At 71.2% G+C, this 21,215-nt stretch carries 23 protein-coding genes; 15 read left to right on the top strand and 8 right to left on the bottom strand.

The window, feature by feature from the left end; genetic code table 11:
* Window positions 1-156: 156 nt before the first annotated feature.
* Window positions 157-972 carry an SDR family NAD(P)-dependent oxidoreductase gene (locus AC07FT_RS09905; RefSeq protein WP_479175684.1) on the top strand — a complete coding sequence of 272 codons (816 nt, stop codon included), beginning with the start codon at window positions 157-159 and terminating at the stop codon, window positions 970-972.
* Between the two features lie 46 nt (window positions 973-1,018).
* Here the strand turns inward: AC07FT_RS09905 and AC07FT_RS09900 are convergent, their stop codons facing one another.
* Window positions 1,019-2,419: a hypothetical protein gene (locus tag AC07FT_RS09900; RefSeq protein WP_479175472.1), complete on the bottom strand. Its 1,401-nt coding sequence runs from the start codon at window positions 2,417-2,419 to the stop codon at window positions 1,019-1,021.
* Between the two features lie 276 nt (window positions 2,420-2,695).
* Here AC07FT_RS09900 and AC07FT_RS09895 point away from each other — a divergent pair, with 276 nt between their 5' ends.
* The 6 genes from AC07FT_RS09895 (at window position 2,696) to AC07FT_RS09870 (ending at window position 7,179) form a co-directional block, all read left to right on the top strand.
* The gene (locus AC07FT_RS09895; RefSeq protein ID WP_479175470.1) at window positions 2,696-3,562 is read left to right on the top strand and encodes a helix-turn-helix domain-containing protein; all 867 of its coding nucleotides are present in this window, start codon (window positions 2,696-2,698) and stop codon (window positions 3,560-3,562) included.
* 1 nt (window position 3,563) lies between these two features.
* On the top strand, window positions 3,564-3,803 hold the full coding sequence (locus AC07FT_RS09890; protein ID WP_479175468.1) for a DUF397 domain-containing protein: 240 nt from the start codon (window positions 3,564-3,566) through the stop codon (window positions 3,801-3,803).
* Window positions 3,804-3,983: 180 nt separating this feature from the next.
* Window positions 3,984-4,577: a hypothetical protein gene (locus AC07FT_RS09885; RefSeq protein ID WP_479175466.1), complete on the top strand. Its 594-nt coding sequence runs from the start codon at window positions 3,984-3,986 to the stop codon at window positions 4,575-4,577.
* 65 nt (window positions 4,578-4,642) lie between these two features.
* Window positions 4,643-5,455, top strand: a complete 813-nt coding sequence (locus tag AC07FT_RS09880; protein WP_479175464.1) for an SAM-dependent methyltransferase — start codon at window positions 4,643-4,645, stop codon at window positions 5,453-5,455.
* A 222-nt stretch (window positions 5,456-5,677) separates the two neighbouring features.
* Window positions 5,678-6,418, top strand: coding sequence for a polyprenyl diphosphate synthase (uppS, locus tag AC07FT_RS09875; protein ID WP_479175462.1), 741 nt, complete (start codon window positions 5,678-5,680; stop codon window positions 6,416-6,418).
* Between the two features lie 152 nt (window positions 6,419-6,570).
* Window positions 6,571-7,179: a hypothetical protein gene (locus tag AC07FT_RS09870; protein ID WP_479175460.1), complete on the top strand. Its 609-nt coding sequence runs from the start codon at window positions 6,571-6,573 to the stop codon at window positions 7,177-7,179.
* Between the two features lie 62 nt (window positions 7,180-7,241).
* On the opposite strand, the gene AC07FT_RS09865 is transcribed toward AC07FT_RS09870, so the two are convergent.
* On the bottom strand, window positions 7,242-8,468 hold the full coding sequence (locus AC07FT_RS09865) for an acyl-CoA dehydrogenase family protein (protein ID WP_471196429.1): 1,227 nt from the start codon (window positions 8,466-8,468) through the stop codon (window positions 7,242-7,244).
* 168 nt (window positions 8,469-8,636) lie between these two features.
* Here AC07FT_RS09865 and AC07FT_RS09860 point away from each other — a divergent pair, with 168 nt between their 5' ends.
* The gene (locus AC07FT_RS09860; protein ID WP_471196426.1) at window positions 8,637-9,290 is read left to right on the top strand and encodes a TetR/AcrR family transcriptional regulator; all 654 of its coding nucleotides are present in this window, start codon (window positions 8,637-8,639) and stop codon (window positions 9,288-9,290) included.
* 66 nt (window positions 9,291-9,356) lie between these two features.
* Here AC07FT_RS09860 and def read toward each other — a convergent pair whose 3' ends face one another.
* On the bottom strand, window positions 9,357-9,905 hold the full coding sequence (gene def, locus AC07FT_RS09855; protein ID WP_479175458.1) for a peptide deformylase: 549 nt from the start codon (window positions 9,903-9,905) through the stop codon (window positions 9,357-9,359).
* A 185-nt stretch (window positions 9,906-10,090) separates the two neighbouring features.
* Between def and AC07FT_RS09850 the strand changes: the two genes are divergently transcribed.
* The 5 genes from AC07FT_RS09850 (at window position 10,091) to AC07FT_RS09830 (ending at window position 14,554) form a co-directional block, all read left to right on the top strand.
* Window positions 10,091-11,329: a MurT ligase domain-containing protein gene (locus tag AC07FT_RS09850; RefSeq protein ID WP_471196422.1), complete on the top strand. Its 1,239-nt coding sequence runs from the start codon at window positions 10,091-10,093 to the stop codon at window positions 11,327-11,329.
* Between the two features lie 22 nt (window positions 11,330-11,351).
* A complete protein-coding gene (locus AC07FT_RS09845) occupies window positions 11,352-12,089 on the top strand; it encodes a type 1 glutamine amidotransferase (RefSeq protein WP_254741279.1) in 738 nt (245 codons plus the stop codon).
* A 166-nt stretch (window positions 12,090-12,255) separates the two neighbouring features.
* On the top strand, window positions 12,256-13,281 hold the full coding sequence (locus tag AC07FT_RS09840; protein WP_471196418.1) for a 6-phosphofructokinase: 1,026 nt from the start codon (window positions 12,256-12,258) through the stop codon (window positions 13,279-13,281).
* 71 nt (window positions 13,282-13,352) lie between these two features.
* Window positions 13,353-14,303, top strand: coding sequence for a cytochrome c oxidase assembly protein (locus AC07FT_RS09835; RefSeq protein ID WP_471196415.1), 951 nt, complete (start codon window positions 13,353-13,355; stop codon window positions 14,301-14,303).
* Between the two features lie 95 nt (window positions 14,304-14,398).
* Window positions 14,399-14,554: a hypothetical protein gene (locus AC07FT_RS09830; protein WP_479175455.1), complete on the top strand. Its 156-nt coding sequence runs from the start codon at window positions 14,399-14,401 to the stop codon at window positions 14,552-14,554.
* Window positions 14,555-14,575: 21 nt separating this feature from the next.
* Here the strand turns inward: AC07FT_RS09830 and AC07FT_RS09825 are convergent, their stop codons facing one another.
* From AC07FT_RS09825 to AC07FT_RS09805, 5 genes are read right to left on the bottom strand one after another with little or no spacing between them, the layout of a single operon-like run.
* Window positions 14,576-16,126: a cytochrome P450 gene (locus AC07FT_RS09825; RefSeq protein ID WP_479175454.1), complete on the bottom strand. Its 1,551-nt coding sequence runs from the start codon at window positions 16,124-16,126 to the stop codon at window positions 14,576-14,578.
* Window positions 16,123-16,779 (bottom strand): GTP-binding protein, encoded by a 657-nt coding sequence (locus AC07FT_RS09820; protein WP_479175453.1) that lies wholly within the window; start codon window positions 16,777-16,779, stop codon window positions 16,123-16,125. Before AC07FT_RS09820 ends, AC07FT_RS09825 begins: the two co-directional genes overlap by 4 nt.
* Window positions 16,760-17,134 carry a DUF742 domain-containing protein gene (locus AC07FT_RS09815; RefSeq protein ID WP_479175451.1) on the bottom strand — a complete coding sequence of 125 codons (375 nt, stop codon included), beginning with the start codon at window positions 17,132-17,134 and terminating at the stop codon, window positions 16,760-16,762. The genes AC07FT_RS09820 and AC07FT_RS09815 overlap by 20 nt, the downstream gene beginning before the upstream one ends.
* Window positions 17,131-17,547 (bottom strand): roadblock/LC7 domain-containing protein, encoded by a 417-nt coding sequence (locus tag AC07FT_RS09810; protein ID WP_479175449.1) that lies wholly within the window; start codon window positions 17,545-17,547, stop codon window positions 17,131-17,133. The genes AC07FT_RS09815 and AC07FT_RS09810 overlap by 4 nt, the downstream gene beginning before the upstream one ends.
* Window positions 17,540-19,078: an ATP-binding protein gene (locus AC07FT_RS09805; protein WP_479175447.1), complete on the bottom strand. Its 1,539-nt coding sequence runs from the start codon at window positions 19,076-19,078 to the stop codon at window positions 17,540-17,542. The genes AC07FT_RS09810 and AC07FT_RS09805 overlap by 8 nt, the downstream gene beginning before the upstream one ends.
* 301 nt (window positions 19,079-19,379) lie before the next feature.
* Between AC07FT_RS09805 and AC07FT_RS09800 the strand changes: the two genes are divergently transcribed.
* Both AC07FT_RS09800 and AC07FT_RS09795 read left to right on the top strand, forming a co-directional pair.
* The gene (locus AC07FT_RS09800; protein WP_479175683.1) at window positions 19,380-20,081 is read left to right on the top strand and encodes a lysophospholipid acyltransferase family protein; all 702 of its coding nucleotides are present in this window, start codon (window positions 19,380-19,382) and stop codon (window positions 20,079-20,081) included.
* Between the two features lie 63 nt (window positions 20,082-20,144).
* Entirely contained in the window at window positions 20,145-21,200 is a 1,056-nt protein-coding gene (locus AC07FT_RS09795; protein WP_479175445.1) for an NAD-dependent epimerase/dehydratase family protein, read from the top strand.
* Window positions 21,201-21,215: the final 15 nt, after the last annotated feature.

Genomic DNA, 21,215 nt, shown 5'->3' with positions numbered 1-21,215 from the left:
TACCGGCATGATTCCTCCTTCGAAGGCAGCGCACAGCGTCAACGGCCGCCGTTCATGTAGACAAACGGTTGGACCGACCGGCGGGCGAGAGGGCATGGGGGTTGTCCGGTTGTACGGGCGTAGTGGTTCGGGCTGTACGGTCCCGGCGTGGTACGGATGAACGGCGGCCGGAACGGGCGGTTCCGTCCGAGGGACCGGTCCGGTGTGGAGGGCAAGCGGATTCTGGTCACCGGCGGCACCCGCGGGCTCGGCGAACAGATCGTGCGGCTGCTGGCCGCGGACGGCGCCCGGGTGGCCACCTGTGCACGGACAGCGGCTGACCTGCGCGGACTGTCGGCGTCACTGGCCCACGAGGGATACGGCCCGCTGTTCACCCGGGCCCTGGACATCACCGAGCCGGACCGGCTGGAGGAGTTCGTCCTTGCCGCGGCGGAACGTTTCAGCGGCTTGGACGGAGTGGTGGCCTGCGCGGGCGGGGCCCGTGGCCGTGGCCTGGAGGAGGCCGACGCCCGGGACTGGTCCCTCACCTGGGAGATGAACGTCGGTCACACCGCGCGGCTGGTGAAGGCCGCGGTGCCGCATCTGCGGCGGGCGGGTGGCGGCTCGGTGGTGGTGATCGCCTCCATCTCCGGATGGAAGCCGGGGCCGCAGGCCCAGTACGGGGCCGCGAAGGCGGCCCAGATCCATCTGGCGGGCTCGCTCGCCCGCGAACTGGGGCCGGACGGGATCCGGGTGAACGCTGTCTCGCCGGGGTCGATGCTCATCCCCGGGAAGCGCTGGGACCGGATGCGCGCCGAGGAACCCGAGGCGTTCGCCCGGTTCGCGGCGGAGTTCCCGCACGGCGAGCTGGTGGCGCCGCAAGAGGTCGCCCGAGTCATCGCGTTCCTGCTCTCGGATGCCTCGAGCGGTATCTCCGGCGCACACCTGCCCGTCGACCGCGCTCAGAACGCCCCTACGCCGGGGGGCTACTAGCAACCACCCGGCGCTCCCCCGAAGGGGCGTTGCCGAACGCCACCGGTCAGGCTGCCGTCCCGAGCGCGGTCCGTGACCGCCGCTCGAACTCCCTGACCAGAGGCTCCTTCTGGCGCGGCCGAAGCCGTGCCCGGAAGTCACGCAGCGCCTGGATGGAGCGCTCGCTGTGCACCCCGCTGAGGGTGTCCAGCGCCTCGCTCGCCGTGCCTATCGCCTCATCCAGCCGGTTCTGCTGGAGGTAGGCGGTGGCCAGGACGGACCGGCTGATGGCCTGGCGGCGCCGCCGGTCGGCGTTGGCACGCACCGACTCGGCCGCCGCGTGCTCGGCCTCCGCGGAGTTTCCCAGGTCGCGGAAGCACAGCGCCGCCTCGGCCGCCAGATAGTGGTGGTCGAGGAAGCGCACCCACGGCGATTCCTGTTCGGCGCCACGGCTCGCCTCCAGCTGGGCGTCGGCCGCGCGCAGCGACTTGGACGCCTCCCGGGGCCGGTCGAGGGCGGCATGACCACGGGCCGCCATGGCGTGCAGCCGCATCAGTCCCAGCGGACTGCCCGCGTGCTTGGCGGTGGCCACCCCCACCCGGGCCAGCTCGACCCCCGCCTCGGGCTGACCCAGACTGGTGGACAGATGGGAGAGCCCGGCGAGGATCTGACCGCCGAGCACCCGGTCGCCGCCTTCGGCGCACAGCCTCAGCGCCTGGGTCATATAGCGCTGGGCCAGACCGTATTCGGCATTGTCATAACTGCTCCAGCCGGCCATGGCGGCCAGTTTGGCGGCCGCCGTGAACAGCTGGCGCCGTTCGTGCGGGGGCGCGCCGCGCTGCTGGAGCATGGGGACGACCTCGGTCGACAGATAGAGCACGATACTGGCGCGGACCTGGCCGCCGCCGAACCGGTTGTCCATCTCGTCGAACATGCTGATGGCCGCGTGGACCTGCTCGACGCGTCCACCGTCGGCCGCGGCGGCCAGACGGGCGGAGTCCTGGTTCTCGACCAGCCACAGCAGCCATTCCCGCTGTGGGGTCACCAGCGCGCCGGCGACGAAGGGCACCGCACCCAGCAGGCTGCGGCGGGAGATATCGGTGGAGCCGAGTTCGGCGAGCGTGTGCAAGGTTTCGCTTACGTCCTCCCGGTAGGCCAGCGCCCTGGCGACCACCGGGCGCTGTCGGTCGGCGATGAAGCCGAGCTCGGCGGGGCCCACGGGCCTGCCGAGCCGGTGGGAGAGCACGGCGGCGATCAGCTCCGGAGTGCTGCCGCGCGGCTGTCCGCCCTGGAGCCAGCGGGTCACGGACGCCTTGTCGTAGTTCGACTCGTGTCCCTGACGGCGGCCCAGTTCATTGACCCGGTGGGCCAACGAGGCGTAGGAGCATCCTGCTTCCTTGAGGGCGGCGGCCAGCGCGACGTTGGCGGCGCTCCGGCGTGGGCCCGTGGACTGTGCGTCGTGCGTCACCGTGACCGTCCCGAGTTCGGGCCACGGCGATCTGCGGGATCCCCACCGCGGGGCGCCGACCGGCCGGCCGGACACCCCAACGGCACTGTGGGCAGGGGTGAATGGGAGCCCTCGCCATGGAGGGTGAGATGGGTCACGTGCTCACTATGGGTGGTGACACACTCACCCCGCAACCGTCGTTCTGATAATTTCAAATCGATCCGCGCGTGCTGTATATGTCGCGCAGATGCGTGGCACACTGTGCGGGCATATGACGGCCATTTGGGGAGGCGGGACGTGAGCGAGGCACGCTCGGCCGGGGCCGCACCCACCGTATTGCGCAGGGTGCTGGGCAAGCGGCTGCGTCAACTGCGCGAACGCGCCGAGGTTTCGTTCGAGGACGCCGCCAAGGCCATCGAGGTCACCCCGCTGACCGTCCGCCGGATGGAGAAGGCGGAGGTCGGCCTCAAGATCCCGTACGTCAAGGAACTGCTGCGCAACTACGGTGTCCGGGGTCCGGAGATCGAGGACTTCCTCGCCCTCGCCCGGGAGGCCAACCAGCCCGGCTGGTGGCACCAGTTCCGGGATGTCCTGCCCGACTGGTTCAGCGCGTATGTCAGTCTCGAGAGCGAGGCGACCGTCATCCGGGCGTATGAGCCGCACTACGTCCCCGGGCTGCTGCAGACCGAGGACTACGCCCGAGCGGTACTGCGCACCGGCTTCCCCAATGACACCGAGGAGGAGCTGGACCGGCGTATCGCCCTGCGCGTCCAGCGGCAGGAGCTGCTCACCAAACCGGACGCGCCGACCATCTGGGCCGTGCTCGACGAGACGGTGCTGCGGCGTCCGGTCGGCGGCCACCAGGTGATGCGCGAACAGATCGACCACCTGATCGCCGCCCTGGACCGGCCCAGGATCCGGCTCCAGGTCATGCGGTTCGCGGCGGGTCCGCATCCGGGGGCCTTCGGCCCGTTCCACTACTTCCGGTTCGGGTTCTCCGAACTCCCGGACGTGGTCTACACCGAGAGCCTCACCGGCGCGGTCTACGTGGACCAGCCGGCCGAGGTGGTCGCCTATCTGGAGGTCCTGGACCGGATGGCGGTCCAGGCGGAACCCATCGCCGACACCGGCACCGTCCTGGCCGAACTGCGTAAGGAGTTCTGAGATGCATGACCCCGTCTACAGCGGTATGCCGGCCGAAGGCCTGGGCACGGAGGGCTGGCAGAAGCCCTGGAGCGGCACCAACGGCGGCACCTGCATCGAGGCCAAGCGGCTCCCCGACGGCCGGGTCGCACTGCGTCAGTCGACCGATCCCTCCGGCCCCGCGCTGATATACACCCGCTCCGAGGTCGCCTCCTTCCTGGAGGCCGCCAAGGCGGGCGAAGCCGACTTCCTGATCGCCTGACCGCCACGGCGCCCGCCCGTTGCCGCCGCAGCCGGAAACCACTACGCCCGCACAACCGAACAACCCCGCAACTCACTCCCGCCCCTGGCGTTACGCCACGCACACTGGACGGGCCGTGGCGGGCGGCGGTGTCGTCCCCCTGAACCGAGTGCGGGACGCATGGGACGACGGGACGACAGGATGAACCTTCACCAGCTGGCCGCGAAGCGCCGCACGCTCGTCGTCGAGGGCTGCGACGGGGTCATCAGGGACCGGCTGCTGGGCTCGCTCGCCGAGCACCACGGATACGCCGTCAGCCGGGCTCCCCGGGAGCTGCCGCACCTCGACCCGGTCCGGCCCTACCGCGATGTCCTCCAGCAGGGCGGCGCGCTCGCGGTGGACGCCCACCTGGTCGGTGAGCTGGTCTACGGACCGCTGCGGCGCGGCCATTCCCGGGTGACCTGGATCCAGGCGTTCGACTTCGCCGACGCGCTGGCCGAACGGCACGGCGCCCTCGTCCACGTCCGGGCACCGGTCGCGGTCCTGGAGGACCGGCTGGCCGCCCGCGGCGGCCCGGCGGCCGACCTCCCGGAGATCGTCGCCGCGGTGGCGGCCTTCGAGAGCGCGTTCCGCACCCTCGCCCAGCACGTCCCGGTGGTCACGGTCGACGAGACTCCGCTGACCGGCCCCGGCAGCGGCCCATCCGACCTCTCCGTCGCACTGCCGGTGAGCTCGCTGGCCCGTCGGCTGCCGAGGATCCGCTCCCCCGTCCCGCTCTTCGCACAACCTCACTGAACCACCGGACGGCACCCCCAGGTTGGTGCCCGGCACAGGCAGTCGTACGGCAGGAGACCCTCCCCATGGCAGACGCAGCGTCCACTCCCGACCCGCGGGCCTTAACGAAGATCGACACCTCCGTGCCGCATTCGGCCCGGATCTGGAACTACTGGATGGGCGGCAAGGACAACTACGAGGTCGACCGGGTGGCCGGGGACCAGTACCGCGAGATCGCCCCCAACATCGAGGTCATGGCCCGCGCCTCGCGCGCCTATCTGATCCGTACCGTCACCCATGTGGCGGGCGAGTGCGGGATCCGCCAGTTCCTGGACATCGGCACCGGACTGCCGACCTACGACAACACCCACCAGGTCGCGCAGCGGGTGGCACCCGAGGCCCGCATCGTCTACGTGGACAACGACCCCATGGTGCTGCGCCACGCCCAGGCCCTGCTGACCAGCACCCCCGAGGGAGTGACCGACTACATCGACGCCGATCTCCACGACCCGGACCGGATCCTGGAGGCCGCGGCCAGGACCCTGGACTTCGAGCGGCCGATCGCGCTGATGCTCATGGGCATCCTCGGCCACGTCCAGGACTTCGAGGAGGCCGTGTCGATCACCCGGCGGCTCCAGGACGCCCTGCCGTCCGGCAGCTACTTCGTGCACTACGACAGCACCGACACCGACCAGGCCCTGAAGAAGGCCCAGCAGGGCTATGACGACACCGGCGCGGTGCCCTACGTCCTGCGCAGCTATGAAGAGATCACCCGGCTCTACGAGGGTCTTGAGGTGATCGAACCCGGTATCGTGTCCTGTCCGCTGTGGCGGCCCGGCCCCACCGAGACCGCCATCGAGACCACCGATGTCCACGGCGGGGTGGCGCGCAAGCCCTGACGCCGGCTCGCCCCCACTGCCCCGACTGGCGGTAGCCATAACGAATGGTTCGGCCGGCGGGCAGGTAACCCCCGCCCCCGCGCCCTCGTCAGACACAGCGCCGGAGAGCCGAGGGCGAGGGCGGAGGGACGCGGGGTGTTCGAGGTCGGAGCCTGGAGGGTGCCCTCCGTCAGGCGCTTGCTGCGCGGGGCGGAGCACCCGCCCGGTGAGGTGCCCGCCGTCGTGCGGCAGCGCCGAGGTCCGCGCGAGGAGGAGACCGGAAGGGACCGGCCCCGGCACGTGGGGATCATCATGGACGGCAACGGGCGGTGGGCGGCCTCCCGCGGACTGCCCCGCACCCGGGGCCACGAGGCCGGGATCCGGGCCCTTCCCCGCGTGGTGGACACCGCGCTGGAGGAGGGCGTCGAGCATCTGTCGCTGTTCTTCTTCTCCACCGAGAACTGGAACCGGCCACGCGGTGAGGTGGCCGCCCTGATGCGGCTGACCGCCCAACTCGCCGATGTCTTCCGGGGCTACGGCGAGCGCGGCGTACGGCTGCGCTGGCTCGGCTCGGAGGCCCGGCTGCCCGCCGCCACCCTCGCCGCCCTGCGCCGCGCGGAGGCCGAGACCCGCGGCAACCGCGTCATGACGCTGACGTTCTGCTTCAACCACGGCGGCCGGGAGGAGATCGCCCGTACCGCGAGCTCGCTGGCCCGTGCCTCGGCGGACGGTGCGCTGGATCCCGGGACGATCGACGAGGCCCTGTTCACCCGGCATCTGCCCCATGCCGATCTGCCGGATCTGGACATGCTGGTGCGCACCTCGGGTGAACAGCGCATCTCCAACTTCATGCTCTGGCGGGCCGCTTACGCCGAGCTGTTCTTCGTGGACACGCTGTGGCCCGACTTCACGGGTGAGGAACTGCGCGCGCTGCTGGAGGCGTTCACGACCCGCAAACGGCGCTTCGGCGCCGATGTGGGGTGACCCGCCCCTGGGGCTCGGGACGGGCCACCGGTCCATCGAGGGTCCCACCACCACGACTTCATCACAACTGAACCACTATTCCCGCACACCCTCTTCACATTTCAACCATCCCCGATACGGTCATCTCCTCACGTATCAGCCAAGGGGGGCCCATGTCCTGGGATGGTCACCACACGCCGCAGCCGCCTGCGTCCGCTCCGGCGCCGCCCCGCCCCGCATGGGCGCGCAAGCGCATTCTCCTCCCGGTCGCCGGCGCCCTGTTCCTCGCCGGTGTCGGCATCGGCAGCGCGAACGGCGAAGAGGGCGGCACCGAGAGCGGAAAGCCCACACCGAAGGTCACCGTCACCGTCACCGCCAAGCCGCCGTCCACCCGGGCCAAGGCCGAGCCGACGCCGACCGTCACGGTCACCAGGACGGTGACGGCCCAGCCGAAAGCGAAGCCGAAGCCCAAGCCGAAGCCCGCCGACGAGGCACCGGCGGGAACCGCCGTCTTCAAGGTGTGGGGGTCGGCCCCCTCCGGCGTCGACATCACCTACGGCAGCGACAGCGAGAACCTCGACGGGCACGGGCTGCCGCTGACCAGAACGCTCCGGATCAAGGACGACTCCCTCTACTACCACATCAGTGCGCAGCTCATGGGTGGTGGCGACGTCAAATGCTCCGTCACCATCGACGGAGAGACCGAGAACGGGCACGCACGCGGTGGTTACAACATCTGCTCCGCCCAACTCAACGGAGACTTCTCCGGCGGCTGGGAGTAGGCCGTAGGCCACAGGAGCCCAGGGCCCTCCCCCGATGCCGGGAGGGCCCTTCGCGGGTACCGCTAGCGGATCGGCATGCCCGACAGGGTTCGGGCGATCACCAGGCGCTGGATCTCACTGGTGCCTTCGAAGATCGTGTAGATCGCCGCGTCGCGGTGCATCCGCTCGACCGGGTATTCACGGGTGAAGCCGTTGCCGCCGAGGATCTGGACCGCCTGGGCGGTGACCTCCTTGGCGGTCTCGCTGGCGAACAGCTTGGACATGGAGCCCTCGGCCGAATCGAAGGGCTTGCCGCTCACCGCCATCCACGAGGCGCGCCAGACCAGCAGCCGCGCGGCGTCGATCCGGGTGCGCATGTCGGAGAGCTGGAAGGCGACGCCTTGGTTGTCGATGATGGGGCGGCCGAACTGCTGCCGGGTCCTGGCGTAGTCGAGCGCGACCTCGTACGCGGCGCGGGCGGTACCGACCGCCATGGCGCCGACGGCCGGGCGGGACGCCTCGAAGGTAGCCATCGCGGCGTTCTTCAGCCGCTCGCCGCCCTCCTTGGCCCGCTCCCGGGCGCGCGCAAGGCGTTCGTCCAGCTTCTCCTTGCCGCCGAGCAGGCAGTGGCCGGGCACCCGGACGCCGTCCAGGACCACTTCGGCGGTGTGCGAGGCGCGGATGCCGTGCTTCTTGAACTTCTGCCCCTGGGACAGACCGGGTGTGCCGGGCGGGATGATGAACGAGGCGTGGCCCTTGGAGCCGAGTCCGGGGTCGACCACCGCGACCACCACGTGGACATTGGCGATACCGCCGTTGGTGGCCCAGGTCTTGGTGCCGTTCAGCACCCACTCGTCCTTGGCCTCGTCGTAGACGGCGCGGGTGCGCATGGAAGCCACATCGGAGCCCGCGTCGGGCTCGGAGGAGCAGAAGGCGGCGACCTTCACGTCGTTCGCGTCGCCGTACATCTGCGGGACCCAGGTGCCGATCTGCTCCTCGGTGCCGTTGGCGAGGACGCCGACGGCGGCCAGACCGGTACCGACGATGGACAGGGCGATACCCGCGTCACCCCAGAACAGCTCCTCCATCGTCATGGGGATACCGAGACCGGTGGGGTCGAAGTACTGCTGGGCGTAGAAATCCAGCGAGTACAGCCCTATCTTGGCGGCCTCCTGAATAATCGGCCAGGGGGTCTCCTCGCGCTCGTCCCACTCCGCGGCGGCCGGGCGCATCACATCCGCGGCGAACCCGTGAATCCAGTCCCGCACTGCCTTCTGCTCGTCGTCGAGTTCGAACGAGAACTCCGCCATGGCCCCTCCACCTGCTTGTTACCTGCGGTAACAAGAGTGTGTTACTCACGAGTAGGCCGTGTCAACTCCCCTGGCCGCCCGCGCCGGACGCACCACACTGGTGTTACGTTGCGCAGAGCACAGACGGCCTGGACGTGTGCGGACGTCAGGGGGCGGGGAGGAAGCGCGATGGAGACCGGGACCAGCCAGCGGGAAGATCAGCGGCAAGCGGCCGAGCGGCGGCGCAGGGAACTGCTCGAGGCCGCGGACCGAGTGGTGCTCCGCGACGGCCCCGAAGCCTCGATGAACGCCATCGCCGCCGAGGCGGGCATCACCAAGCCCATCCTCTACCGTCACTTCGGCGACAAGGGCGGGCTCTACCGCGCGCTCGCCAAGCGCCACACCGACGCGCTGCTGTTCTCGCTGCGGGCCGCCCTGGACGCCCCCGCGCCCGACCGGCGCCGGCGGGTGGAGGCCACCCTCGACACCTATCTCTCGGCGATCGAGGCCCGGCCCCAGGTCTACCGCTTCCTGATGCACCCCGCCGACCACGGCCAGCAGCAGGAACAGGGCTTCGACGTCGGCCACCACTCCGCCCCGCTGCTGCGCCGCCTCGGCGAGGAGCTGGCGAAGGTGATCGCCGAGCGGGTCGAGCTGGGCCCCGGCGGCGAGGAGCAGGCCCGGGTCTGGGGCCACGGGATCGTCGGCATGATGCACGCCGCCGGTGACTGGTGGCTGCGGGAACGCCCTTGCTCACGGGAGCAGTTGGTGAGCCACCTCGCGGAGCTGATGTGGGGACGGCTGGCGGTGGCGGACGACCGCGTCGGCGGCCCCACCTTCTGAGGCCGCCCGCCGGGCCGCCCGCGGCCGGAGCCTGCCGGTGGCGTGGGACACATCACACCTCACCGCTCACGCCTGGTCGCGGGCCCAGGGCGCCCGCCGGGCCGCGCGCAGCGCCCGGCGCCGCCGCAGTCCGGTGAGCCGGTCGGTGAAGAGCGTCCCGTCCAGGTGGTCGCACTCGTGCTGGAGACAGCGCGCGAAGAACCCGGTGCCCTCGATCCGCACCGGCTCGCCGGTCGCGGTCACCCCCTCCACCACCGCACGGTCGTGGCGCGGGGTGCCCGCCTCGATACCCGGCAGCGACAGACAGCCCTCCGGGCCGCGCATCAGCACCCCGTCGGCCTCCACCAGCCGGGGATTGACCACATGGCCCAGGTGGCGGCGGTCCTCGTCGTCCGGGCAGTCGTAGACGAAGATCCGGCGGGCCACCCCGATCTGGTTGGCGGCGAGACCGACGCCGTGCGCCGCGTACATGGTGGCGTACATGTCCTCGACCAGCCGGATCAGCTCGACGCCGAACTCCGTGACCTCCGCGCAGGGCGCGCCGAGCACCGGATCGCCCAGCAGCCTCATCGGCCGTACCGCTCCACCGCTGCCGGGGATCACGCCGTTTCGCATGAGAGCCAAGGGTACGGGCCACCCGGTTGGAGCCTGTGGGGGTCACGGAATTCGGGCCAGCGCCCGGATCTCGATAGGCTGATCCCCGACCGTGGCCTCCCGGCTGGAGATTCGGCTCGGAGGGGGCGTACCACCGGTGCTCGGGGGGCAGGAGCGGCGCCGGTATGCGAGGAGGATCTAGGACGATGGCAGGCAACTCGGATCCGCTGTCGCCGCGGGCCAAACTGGCCGTGACAGCGGGCAAGGCCGCGGCCGCGGTGTCGCGGGCGGCGGGCCGCGGCAGCGGATCGGTGATCGGCGGCAAGGTGGCCCTGCGGCTCGACCCCGATCTGCTGGGCAGGCTGGCGCAGCACCTGGACGTGATCCTGGTGTCGGCGACCAACGGCAAGACCACGACCACCCGGCTGATCGCCGAGGCGCTGCGGGCGGCCGGACCGGTCGTCTCCAACGCGCTGGGCGCCAATATGCCGGCCGGTATCACCTCGGCCCTGGCGGGGGGCTCGGACGCCCGTTACGGGGTCATCGAGGTCGACGAGAAGTACCTCGCCGGTGTGGCCCGGGACACCGAGCCCAAGGCCATCGCGCTGCTCAACCTCTCGCGTGACCAGCTCGACCGCGCCGCCGAGACCCGTATGCTCGCGGAGAAGTGGCGGGAGGGACTGACCGGCAGCAAGGCCGTGGTGATCGCCAACGCCGACGATCCGCTGATCGTCTGGGCCGCCTCCTCCAGCCCCAATGTGGTGTGGGTCGCAGCGGGCCAGGAGTGGAAGGACGACGCCTGGTCCTGTCCGTCCTGCGGCGGGGTGCTCCAGCGCCCCGGTGACGACTGGGTCTGTGCCGAGTGCGGCTTCCGCCGCCCGGTGCCCAGCTGGGCGCTGAACGGCGACTACGTCCTCGACCCGCACGGTGCCGCGTGGCCGATCCACCTCCAGCTGCCCGGCCGTGCCAACAAGGCCAACGCGGCCACCTCCGCGGCGGTCGCGGCGACGTTCGGGGTGCCCCCGCAGGTCGCGCTGGAGCGGATGTACCAGGTCCAGGCGGTCGCCGGACGGTATGACGTGGTCACCTTCCAGGAGCGCCAGATGCGGCTGCTGCTGGCGAAGAACCCGGCCGGCTGGCTGGAGACCTTCTCGCTGATCGACCCGCCGCCCACCCCGGTGATCCTCTCGGTGAACGCGCGCGGCGCGGACGGCACCGACACCTCCTGGCTGTGGGACGTGGACTACACCCGGCTCGCCGGGCACCCGATCTGCGTGATCGGTGACCGCAAGCTGGACCTGGCGGTCCGGCTGGAGGTCGCCGGGCTGGACTTCCGGGTCTGCGCCGACGTGGACGAGGCGGTACGGATCGCGCCCCCGGGCCGGATCGAGACCATCGCCAACTACACCGCGTTCCAGGACCTGCGCCGCCGCGTCGGCAACTGACCCCGTACGAGAGGCACAAGACATGCGTAGCACGAGCCAGAACGGCCTGCGCCTGGTGTGGGTCTACCCCGACCTGCTGAGCACGTACGGTGACCAGGGCAATGCGCTGGTGGTGGAGCGGCGGGCCCGGCAGCGCGGGCTGGACGTCTCCCGGCTGGACGTCCGTTCCGACCAGCAGATCCCCACCTCCGGTGACATCTACCTGATCGGCGGCGGTGAGGACCGTCCGCAGCGGCTCGCCGCCGAGCGGCTGATCCGGGACGGCGGGCTGAACCGCGCCGTCGCGAACGGGGCGATCGTCTTCTCGGTGTGCGCGGGCTACCAGATCCTCGGCCATGAGTTCATCAACGACCTGGGCCAGCGCCAGCCCGGTCTGGGGCTGCTGGACGTGATCAGCACCCGCGGCGAGGGCGCGCGCTGTGTCGGGGACGTGCTGGCCGACATCGACGAGCGGCTGGGGCTGCCGCCGCTGACCGGGTTCGAGAACCACCAGGGCGTCACCCACCTCGGCCCGACCGCGCGCCCCTTCGCCCGGGTCCGCTTCGGCAACGGCAACGGCACCGGTGACGGCTTCGAGGGCGCGTACAACGAGACCGTCTTCGGCACCTATATGCACGGTCCGGTGATGGCGCGGAACCCGCACATCGCCGATCTGCTGCTGAAGCTGGCGCTCGATGTGAACGCGCTGCCGCCGGTGGACGACCAGTGGTATGAGGCACTGCGCAACGAGCGGATCGCGGCCGCCAGCCAGCCCGCCTGAGCGGCCTGCGGCCCAGGTGAGCCGCCCCGGGACGGATCCCGCCCGAATGCTGGACACATGGCGGACGGCCGCGACCCCGCCACCCTCGCGCTTGTAGGGTGGCGGGGTCTTCCGCCGGACAGCGCGGTCCGGTCCTCGACCCCTCGCGAACAGAGGAATCCGTGCCATGCGCATTGGTGTGCTCACGTCCGGCGGCGACTGCCCCGGTCTGAACGCCGTCATCCGGTCCGTCGTCCACCGGGCCGTCGTCGATCATGGCGATGAGGTGATCGGCTTCCACGACGGGTGGAAGGGTCTGCTGGAGGGCGACTACCGCAAGCTGGACCTGGACGCCGTGGGCGGCATCCTGGCCCGCGGCGGCACCATCCTGGGCTCCACCCGGGTGCAGCCCGCCCATCTGCGGGACGGTGTGGAGCGGGCCAAGGGCCATGTCGCCGATCTGGGCCTGGACGCGGTCATCCCGATCGGCGGGGAGGGCACCCTCAAGGCGGCGCGGCTGCTCTCGGACGCCGGGCTGCCCATTGTCGGGGTGCCGAAGACCATCGACAACGACATCGCCTCGACCGATGTGACCTTCGGGTTCGACACCGCGGTCGGGGTCGCCACCGAGGCCTTGGACCGGCTGAAGACCACCGCCGAATCGCATCAGCGGGTGCTGATCGTCGAGGTCATGGGCCGCCACACCGGCTGGATCGCGCTGCACTCGGGGATGGCCGCGGGCGCCCACGCGATCGTGGTGCCGGAGCGCCCGTTCCACATCGACGAGCTGACGCGGACCGTCGGACAGCGCTTCGAGGCGGGCAAGAAGTTCGCCATCGTGGTCGCCGCGGAGGGCGCCAAGCCGGTCGAGGGCACGATGGCCTACGAGTCCGGCGGCAAGGACGTCTACGGGCACGAGCGGTTCGCCGGTATCGCCCGTCAGCTCTCCGTCGAGCTGGAGCACCGGCTCGGCAAGGAGGCGCGTCCGGTGATCCTGGGCCATGTGCAGCGCGGTGGGACGCCGACGGCGTACGACCGGGTACTGGCCACCCGCTTCGGCTGGCACGCGGTCGAGGCGGCGCACCGCGGCGACTTCGGCCGGATGACGGCGCTGCGCGGTACGGAGATCACGCTGGTGCCGCTGGCGGAGGCCGTGGAGCGGCTCAAGACGGTCCCGGACGAGCGCTACGCCGAGGCCGAGTGCGTGCTCTGAACTGACCGGTTCTACGCTGGTGCGGGCACATCGGTGCACAGCGGGAGAACAGGGAAGGCCGGGGAGAGTCAATGGATCACGGCGGGCACGGCATGAACATGGATCTGCCGCCGTTCACCTTGTCGCGTGGGCTGGAGTTCGGCGGCGATCCGGTCTTCCTGGTCGGCTGTGTGGTGGCGCTCGGTCTCTACGGCTGGGGCGTGGCGCGGCTGTGGCGGCGCGGTGACGCCTGGCCGGTCGGACGGCTGGTCTCGTTCGCCCTCGGGGTGCTGACCATCGCGCTCGCGATGTGCACCGGGCTGAACGACTACGGCATGGTCATGTTCAGCGTCCATATGGTCCAGCACATGATCATCAGCATGGTCTCCCCGATCCTGCTGCTGCTGGGCGCGCCGGTGACGCTGGCCCTGCGTGCCCTGCCCGCGGCCGGGCGCGGCCGCAAGGGGCCGCGGGAGCTGCTGGTGGCGCTGTTGCACAGCCGCTATATGCGGATCATCACGCATCCGGCGTTCACGATCCCGCTGTTCATCGCGAGCCTGTACGCGCTCTACTTCACCCCGCTCTTCGACTTCCTCATGGAGAGCAAGCCCGGTCATGTGGCGATGATGGTCCACTTCCTCGCGGTGGGCCTGGTGTTCTTCTGGCCGATCATGGGTGTGGACCCGGGGCCGCACCGGCCGGGCTATGTGATGCGGATGCTGGAGCTGTTCGCGGGTATGCCGTTCCACGCGTTCTTCGGGATCGCGCTGATGATGGCGACCGAGCCCATGATCGGCACCTATGAGCACCCGCCCGCCTCGCTGGGCATCGACGCGCTCTCGGACCAGAACGCGGCGGGCGGCATCGCCTGGGCGTTCAGCGAGATCCCGTCGGTGATCGTCCTGGTCGCGCTGGTCTACCAGTGGTACAAGTCCGAACAGCGCCAGGCCCGGCGGGCGGACCGCACCGCGGACCGGGACGGCGACCAGGAGCTCGCGGCGTACAACGCCTATCTCGCCTCGCTCCAGGGCCGCGGCCGCTAGCGGCCGGGCTCCGGCCGCGAGACGATGTGGACCGGCCCGTGGACGGGCCGTGGTCCTGACGATGGGTCGTCAGAACCGCCGTGAGGAGGTCGGGGATGCCCGGATCCGCGAAGGCGATGACGGTGTGCACGGTGGGGGGCCTGGTGCTGGTCACGGCCTACACCGTGACCCTGGGAAGCAATGGCTGGCTCTGGTTCGGCTGGGTGGTGCTGGGTCTGCTGACCCTGGGAGTGATGCTGGCGCGGAGCTGAGCGGGCGGTCGCCTTCCGGCGTCAGGCCCGGTCGGCAGGGGGCTGCTCCGGGTTCGCGGGGCGGCCCGGGTCCGCGTCACGCAGCGGACCCGCCTCACGCACCGGATCCACGGGGCGGCCCACCAGCCACCGCCACAGCGCGCGCCACCACGGCACGGACGCCGGTGCCCCGGGTGCTTCGGCCACCGCCCGCCGCGGCACCGCGGGCGGCTCCTCCGCGCGCAGCCAGCGTGCCCGGATCTCGGGTGAGAGCGTGGTACCCGAGGTGTCCTCCATGATGTCCGGCCGGGCGCGGCGCGGGGCGAACTCGGCGGGCAGCGCCTCCAGCCTCCGGGAGATCCAGGTGGCGTGCCAGCTCAGTTCGGACTCCGGCACGGCCAGCCGGAGGTCGGGCAGCCGCAGCAGCAGGGTGTCGATGGCGGTGTCGGTGATGGCCCGGCCGATGTCCTGTCCGGGGCACTCATGGGGACCGCCGCTGAAGGACAGATGGGAGCGGTTGCCGTACATGGGGGCGCCGATCTCGGGGCGGATGGCCGGGTCCACGTTCCCGGCCGCCAGTCCCAGCAACAGCATGTCCCCGGCCCTGATCTGCTGACCGCCCAGTTCGGTGTCCCCGGTGGCCCAGCGGCCGGGGATGACCGTCAGCGGCGGTTCGTTCCACAGCACATGCTCGATGGCGTCCGGCAGGGTCATATGGCCGCCCGCGAGCGAGGCGCGGAAACGCGGGTCGGTGAGGACCATGCGCAGGGTGTTGGCCATCAGGTTGGTCGTGGTCTCGTTCCCGGTGAGCAGCACCAGTCGCAGATGCTGGACCACCTCCTCCTCGGTGAGCTCCGAGGGGTGCGCCAGCAGCCAGGACGCCAGGTCCTCGGCGGGTGCGGCCCGTCTGCGGTCCACCAGGCTCTGGATGGCCTCGGTGACGTAGGCGTCGCTGCGCAGCGCGGTGTCGGTGCCCTGCATCAGATCCCGGGTGGCGGCGACCAGCCGCGGGCCGTACTCGTCGGGCATACCGAGGAGATGGGTGAGGACCAGCATGGGCAGCTGCTGGGCGAAACCGGCCACCAGATCGGCCTCGCCGTCCGCGCAGAACTCGTTGACCAGCTGGTGGGTCAGGCGGGTGATGTGGCGACGGATGCCGCGCCGGTCGAAGCGGCCCATGGACCCGGTGAGCGCGGCCCGCAGCCGTTCGTGCTCCTCACCGTCGGCGAAGGTGCACATGGGCTGCCAGCCGACGACGGGCAGCAGCGGGGAGTCGGGGGGCAGCGTCCCCTCCTTCCAGGCGTACCAGTGCCGGGAGTCACGGGAGAAGCGCGAGGGGGTGCGGGTCACCTCCAGGTTCTCGCGGTAGCCGAGCAGCAGCCAGGCCGGTACGTCCCCGTCGAGCCGGACCGGGGCCACCGCCCCGTGCTCGGCGCGCAGCCGCTCGTACAGCGCCATCGGGTCCCTGGCGTTCTCCGGTCCGAAGAGATCCGTCGTGGCGCCCTCGGACATCAGGGCGTGGGCGGGGCAGGCGGCGGGGGGCGCGGCCGGGTGCCCGGCACCGCTTCCGGGGTGGTCGGCGGGAGGGATCACGATGTCTCCGGGGTCATGGTGAGGGCCTGCAGATAGCTGACGAGGGTGATGAGGGTGTCGCGGCTGGAGCCGCGGTCACGGGCGTCGCAGTCGATCAACGGGACGGCGTCGGGCAGGTCCAGGGCCGCGCGCAGCTCCTCCACGGGGTACGCGGGCGCCCCCGGGAAGGCGTTGACCGCCACCACGAACGGCACCCCGCGCTCCTCGAGCCGGCCGACCACATCGAAGCTGACCTCGAGCCTGCGGGTGTCCAGCAGGACCACCGCGCCGAGCGCGCCCTCGAAGAGGCCGTTCCACAGGAACCAGAAGCGCTCCTGGCCCGGGGTGCCGAAGAGGTAGAGCACCAGCCGTTCGTTGAGGCTGATCCGGCCGAAGTCCATCGCCACGGTGGTCTCGGTCTTGCGCTCCACCCCGGCAAGGTCGTCCACGCCGACCCCGGCCTGGGTCATGGTCTCCTCGGTGGTCAGCGGGCGGATCTCGCTCACCGAGCCGACCATGGTGGTCTTGCCGACGCCGAACCCCCCGACGATCACCACCTTGACGGCCGCCGCGGCGGAGGCGGGGAGGACGTCCTCGCGGCGCGGTCCGGTGATCCCGCCGACACCGCCGACACCGCTGGTGCCGCCGTCACCGTCAGAGATTCTGTAGTCCATGCATCACCGCCTGAAGCAGTTCGGGGTCGGGCAGTACGGCGGCGGGGACCGGCGCCCGCGCCTCCACCCGGCGTTCCTCGAGCAGTCCCGCGAGGATCACCGAGACGGTGGAGACCGGCAGCACCAGATACGCGGAGATCTCGGCGACGGAGAGCGGGAACTGACACATCCTCAGCACAGCGGCGATCTCGGGCTGCATCCCCGGCTCCGGCTCGATCCGCGCGACGATCAGGCTGACCAGTTCGACGGAGGTCCGGTCGGCACGGTCGGCACGGCCACGGCTGACCGTGTACAGCCGCTCGGGGCCGCCCTCGTCCCAGGGCGTGGCCGGTCCGCCGCTGCCCTGCCCGCTCATGTCAGTCCGTCGGCGCGGGGCGGGCTGCTCAGATGTTCTCCGAGCCGGGCGACCAGGTCTCTCATGCACTGGCCCATCAGCCCCGCGTCCACGCTCTCCTCGGCGAGCACCGCCAGATACGAGCTGACCCCAGCCGCCATCAGATAGAAGAACCCGCCGCCGACCTCGATCACCACCAGCCGCATCCGCCCGTCGCCTTCGGGGAATTCGGCGGCGATCGCCGCCGACAGGCTCTGTAATCCCGCACAGGCGGCAGCCAGCCGGTCGGCGGTGTCCTCGTCGGTCCCGACCTGTGCCATGCACAGGCCGTCCGAGGAGAGCAGGACCACGTGGCGGGTCTGGGGAACGCTGGACGCCAGGTCCCGGAGCATCCAGTCCATGTTGAACCGCGCTTGCCTCACTTGGCTATTCATCCTTGTTCGAGGGGTCCGAGTGGTCTGAGTGGTTCGAAGGGTGCGACGTGGTGTCGGAGACGGCGGTGCAGTCCGGGTCCGGGGACTCACCGGAGATGCCCTTGTGGAACGCCGCCAGCCACATCCCGGGCTGCACCGGTGGGGTGGCCGGTGCGGCGGGCCGGTCGGCGGCGGGCGCCGCGGCCGGGGGTTGCGCGTCGACCAGGATGGGCGGGGTGACCACCGGCATCCGACGGCGGCGCTGCGGCAGTCCGGCGGTGTTCTGGCGGAACCCGGGGTGGTCCGGGGCGGGTTTGGGGGCCCGCGCGGGCATCGGTGTCGGCGTCGCGCGCCTGACCGGTTTGGGCGGGGGCAGTTTGGCCGCGCGGGCGATGGCCCCGCCGGGCGCGGGGGTGGGGCAGGTGATGTCCTGCGGTACGACCAGCACGGCGCGCACCCCGCCGTAGGCCGAGGGCCGCAGGGAGATCTGGAACCGGTACCTCAGCGCGAGCCGCCCGACCACGGCGAGGCCCAGCCGGGGGGTCTCGCCCAGGTCGTTGAGGTCCAGTCCGGTCGACGCCTGGGCCAGCACCAGTTCGGTGCGGCGGCGGGCCTCCGCGGAGAGTCCGACGCCCGCGTCCTCGATCTCGATCGCGATACCGGACTGGACCTCGATCGCGGTGAGGTGCACCCGGGTCTTGGGCGGGGAGTAGCGGGTGGCGTTGTCCAGCAGTTCGGCCAGGGCGTGGATCAGCGGCTCGACCGAGGGGCCGACAATGGCGACGTCCGCCACCGAGTGCAGGTCCACCCGCTGGTACTCGAGGATGCGCGACATGGCGCCGCGGAGCACGTTGAACAGTGGCACCTCCTTCTGCCACTGGCGTCCCGGGCGGGATCCGCCGAGCACCGCGATACTGTCCGCCAGCCTGCCGACCAGCGCGTTGCCGTGGTCGATATGCAGCAGGTCCTCGAAGACCTCAGGGTCCGCACCGTGTTTGTCCTCCAGCTCCCGCAGGTCCTGGGCCTGCTGGTGGACGATGGCCTGCACCCGGCGGGCGATGTTGACGAACGCGCGCTGCGCGGCGTCCCGCAGGTCCTCCTCGGCCCGCACGGTCTCCAGCACCGCCCGCAGCAGCGCCCGGTGGGCGGATTCGAAGTCCGGGTCGAGGGCGGGTGTGTGGTCGATGTCCTTCATGACCTCGTCGACCATGCTGCCGCGCTGCAACCGTGCCACCGCGGCGGGCAGCAGATCGCGGGCCAGCCGCCGGGTCTCCTCCTCCTGCTCCACCAGCCGGCGGCGGAGGACGTCCTCCTGGGCGGCCTGCCGTTCGCGCAGGGTGGCGATCAGCCGGCCGCGGCGCCTCGACTCGGCGGCCGCCGCGGTCACCACCAGCGTCGCCACCACCCCGCACCAGGCGACCGCCGCCCGTGCCGCGGCCGGGACGGCCGTCACGGCGAGGGCCGCACAGACCGCCATGGCGGCGGGAGGGAGGACCCATACGAGCGCGGAGGCGGGCCGTCGGCCTCCGGGTGAGGCGCCAGCGAAAACCATTGGCTTCCTTAGAAAGAGCGGAAGAAAATGCGTGCGAGGAGCTCGCTATGGGCCCTGGAGCTTAGCGGCTTCACCGGACACCAAGACGAATATGCTTTTTTCTCGGAATTGCACTGGCGAGCGAATTCATTCAACACAGGGAATCGATCAGATTCATTCAATTCCTTCCGCGCCCCGAAACCCCACACCCGCAAAAGCTGGTTGATTCATGGTGATTGCGGACATTGTGCGGTGACTCCCCGAGGGGGTACCCGGGTTGTAGAGTCAATCGGTTGACCACAACGGCGTGGAGGGCGGTCACGTGTTCTACCAGGTGCTCAAATATGTGCTGTTGGGGCCGTTGCTGAGACTTCTCTTCCGGCCCCGGGTCGAGGGGCTCGAGCACATCCCGGCCGAGGGGGCCGCCATCGTCGCCGGGAATCATCTGTCGTTCTCCGATCATTTCCTGATGCCCGCGATCGTGCCGCGCCGCATCACGTTCCTGGCGAAGGCGGAGTACTTCACCGGACGGGGTCTCAAAGGGCGGCTGACCGCGGCGTTCTTCCGCGGTGCCGGACAGATCCCGGTGGACCGCGCGGGCGGCAAGGCGGCCGAGGCGGCGCTGCGCTCGGGGCTCGCGGTACTGCGCAAGGACCGGTTGCTGGGGATCTACCCGGAGGGCACCCGCTCGCATGACGGACGGCTCTACAAGGGGCGGACCGGGGTGGCGGCGATGGCTCTCACCGCCGGGGCCCCGGTCATCCCGTGCGCCATGGTGGGCACCTTCGAGATCCAGCCGCCCGGCCGTCTGGTGCCCCGGATCCGCCGGGTGACCATCCGCTTCGGCGCGCCGCTGGACTTCTCGCGCTACGCCGGACTGGAGGAGGAACGCACCGTGCTGCGGGCCGTCACCGACGAGATCATGTACGAGATCCTGCGGCTGTCCGGACAGGAGTACGTCGACGCCTACGCCTCGGACGTGAAGGCCGAGCAGTCCCGGCGCCGCTCCCGGACGCCACGCTGACGGCGAATCTGCTGCCGGCCGAACACCCTGGGCCGCCCGGCCGGCGGGCCGTAGCGTCCCGGCATGACCACAGCAGACGTATGTGTGATCGGGGCGACCGGACAGATCGGCCGGGCGGCGGTGCGCGTGCTGGCCGAGGAGGGTCTGCGGGTGCGCGCGGCCTCCCGCGGCGGGGGCCGTGACGAGCGCTGGCCCGGGGACGTGGAGTGCGTGGCCCTGGACCGGGAGGACGACGCGGCGGTGGCCGCGCTGGTCGGGGACGGATGCGAGGTGCTGCTCGACTGTGTGGCCAACGGCCGGGCACACGCACGGCAGTTGACCGGTCTGGCGGACCGGATCGGTTCGGCGGTGGTGATCTCCACCGGCGCGGTGTACGAGGACGGCCGGGGCCGCGGCTTCCACACCCAGGACCAGCCGGACGGCGCCCCCGAGTACCCGGTGCCGATCCCCGAGTCCCAGCGCACCGTGCCCCCGGGGGACACCGCCGGGAACCGCAAGGTCGCCCTGGAGCAGGAGCTGCTGGCCGCGGGCGACCGGCTGCCGGTGACCCTGCTGCGGGCCGGGGCGATCCACGGACCGCACTGCCGCACCCCGCGGGAGCTGTACTTCGTCAAGCGGGTGCTCGACCGGCGGCCGGTGCGGGTGCTGGCCTACGGTGGCCGCAGCCGGTTCCACCCGGTGCACGTGGACAATCTCGCGGAGCTGGTGCGGCTGGCCGCCCGCCGGCCCGGCTCCCGGGTGCTCAACGCGGGCGATCCGCAGGCGCCGACGGTGGCCGACATCGCAGCCGCGGTGGATGCCGTGCTGGCGGCACGCTCGGAGCTGGTGCTGATCGACGGCGGGCCACCGCGCCCGAACGTGGGCGTCACCCCGTGGAGCCTCCCCCACCCGGTGATCTACGACATGACGTCGGCGGAGCGGGAGTTGGGCTACCGCCCGGTGACGGGCTACGCCGAGTCACTGCCGCGGACGGTGGAGTGGCTGGCCCGGCGGCTCACCGACGGCGGGGGCTGGCCCGCCGCGTTCCCGGAGATGGCCGCGGCCTACGGCCCGCGGGTCGATCTGTTCGACTACGCGGCCGAGGACGCGTGGCTGGGCACCGGCGGCCGGACCCGCTGACCACCGCCCCGGAAA

This window comes from Streptomyces sp. NPDC045899 (assembly GCF_056431485.1).
The sequence above is the reverse complement of the archived record's forward strand: the minus strand, read 5'-3'. Positions and strand labels throughout refer to the sequence as shown.

Bases quoted from the DNA above. Each gene is read 5' to 3' on its own strand.
- AC07FT_RS09905 (WP_479175684.1), top strand. From the start codon at position 157: ATGAACGGCGGCCGGAACGGGCGGTTCCGTCCGAGGGACCGGTCCGGT.
- AC07FT_RS09890 (WP_479175468.1), top strand. From the start codon at position 3,564: ATGCATGACCCCGTCTACAGCGGTATGCCGGCCGAAGGCCTGGGCACG.
- AC07FT_RS09885 (WP_479175466.1), top strand. From the start codon at position 3,984: ATGAACCTTCACCAGCTGGCCGCGAAGCGCCGCACGCTCGTCGTCGAG.
- AC07FT_RS09880 (WP_479175464.1), top strand. From the start codon at position 4,643: ATGGCAGACGCAGCGTCCACTCCCGACCCGCGGGCCTTAACGAAGATC.
- AC07FT_RS09870 (WP_479175460.1), top strand. From the start codon at position 6,571: ATGTCCTGGGATGGTCACCACACGCCGCAGCCGCCTGCGTCCGCTCCG.
- AC07FT_RS09865 (WP_471196429.1), bottom strand. From the start codon at position 8,468: ATGGCGGAGTTCTCGTTCGAACTCGACGACGAGCAGAAGGCAGTGCGG.
- AC07FT_RS09860 (WP_471196426.1), top strand. From the start codon at position 8,637: ATGGAGACCGGGACCAGCCAGCGGGAAGATCAGCGGCAAGCGGCCGAG.
- def (WP_479175458.1), bottom strand. From the start codon at position 9,905: ATGCGAAACGGCGTGATCCCCGGCAGCGGTGGAGCGGTACGGCCGATG.
- AC07FT_RS09850 (WP_471196422.1), top strand. From the start codon at position 10,091: ATGGCAGGCAACTCGGATCCGCTGTCGCCGCGGGCCAAACTGGCCGTG.
- AC07FT_RS09845 (WP_254741279.1), top strand. From the start codon at position 11,352: ATGCGTAGCACGAGCCAGAACGGCCTGCGCCTGGTGTGGGTCTACCCC.
- AC07FT_RS09840 (WP_471196418.1), top strand. From the start codon at position 12,256: ATGCGCATTGGTGTGCTCACGTCCGGCGGCGACTGCCCCGGTCTGAAC.
- AC07FT_RS09835 (WP_471196415.1), top strand. From the start codon at position 13,353: ATGGATCACGGCGGGCACGGCATGAACATGGATCTGCCGCCGTTCACC.
- AC07FT_RS09830 (WP_479175455.1), top strand. From the start codon at position 14,399: ATGCCCGGATCCGCGAAGGCGATGACGGTGTGCACGGTGGGGGGCCTG.
- AC07FT_RS09820 (WP_479175453.1), bottom strand. From the start codon at position 16,779: ATGGACTACAGAATCTCTGACGGTGACGGCGGCACCAGCGGTGTCGGC.
- AC07FT_RS09815 (WP_479175451.1), bottom strand. From the start codon at position 17,134: ATGAGCGGGCAGGGCAGCGGCGGACCGGCCACGCCCTGGGACGAGGGC.
- AC07FT_RS09810 (WP_479175449.1), bottom strand. From the start codon at position 17,547: ATGAATAGCCAAGTGAGGCAAGCGCGGTTCAACATGGACTGGATGCTC.
- AC07FT_RS09805 (WP_479175447.1), bottom strand. From the start codon at position 19,078: ATGGTTTTCGCTGGCGCCTCACCCGGAGGCCGACGGCCCGCCTCCGCG.
- AC07FT_RS09795 (WP_479175445.1), top strand. From the start codon at position 20,145: ATGACCACAGCAGACGTATGTGTGATCGGGGCGACCGGACAGATCGGC.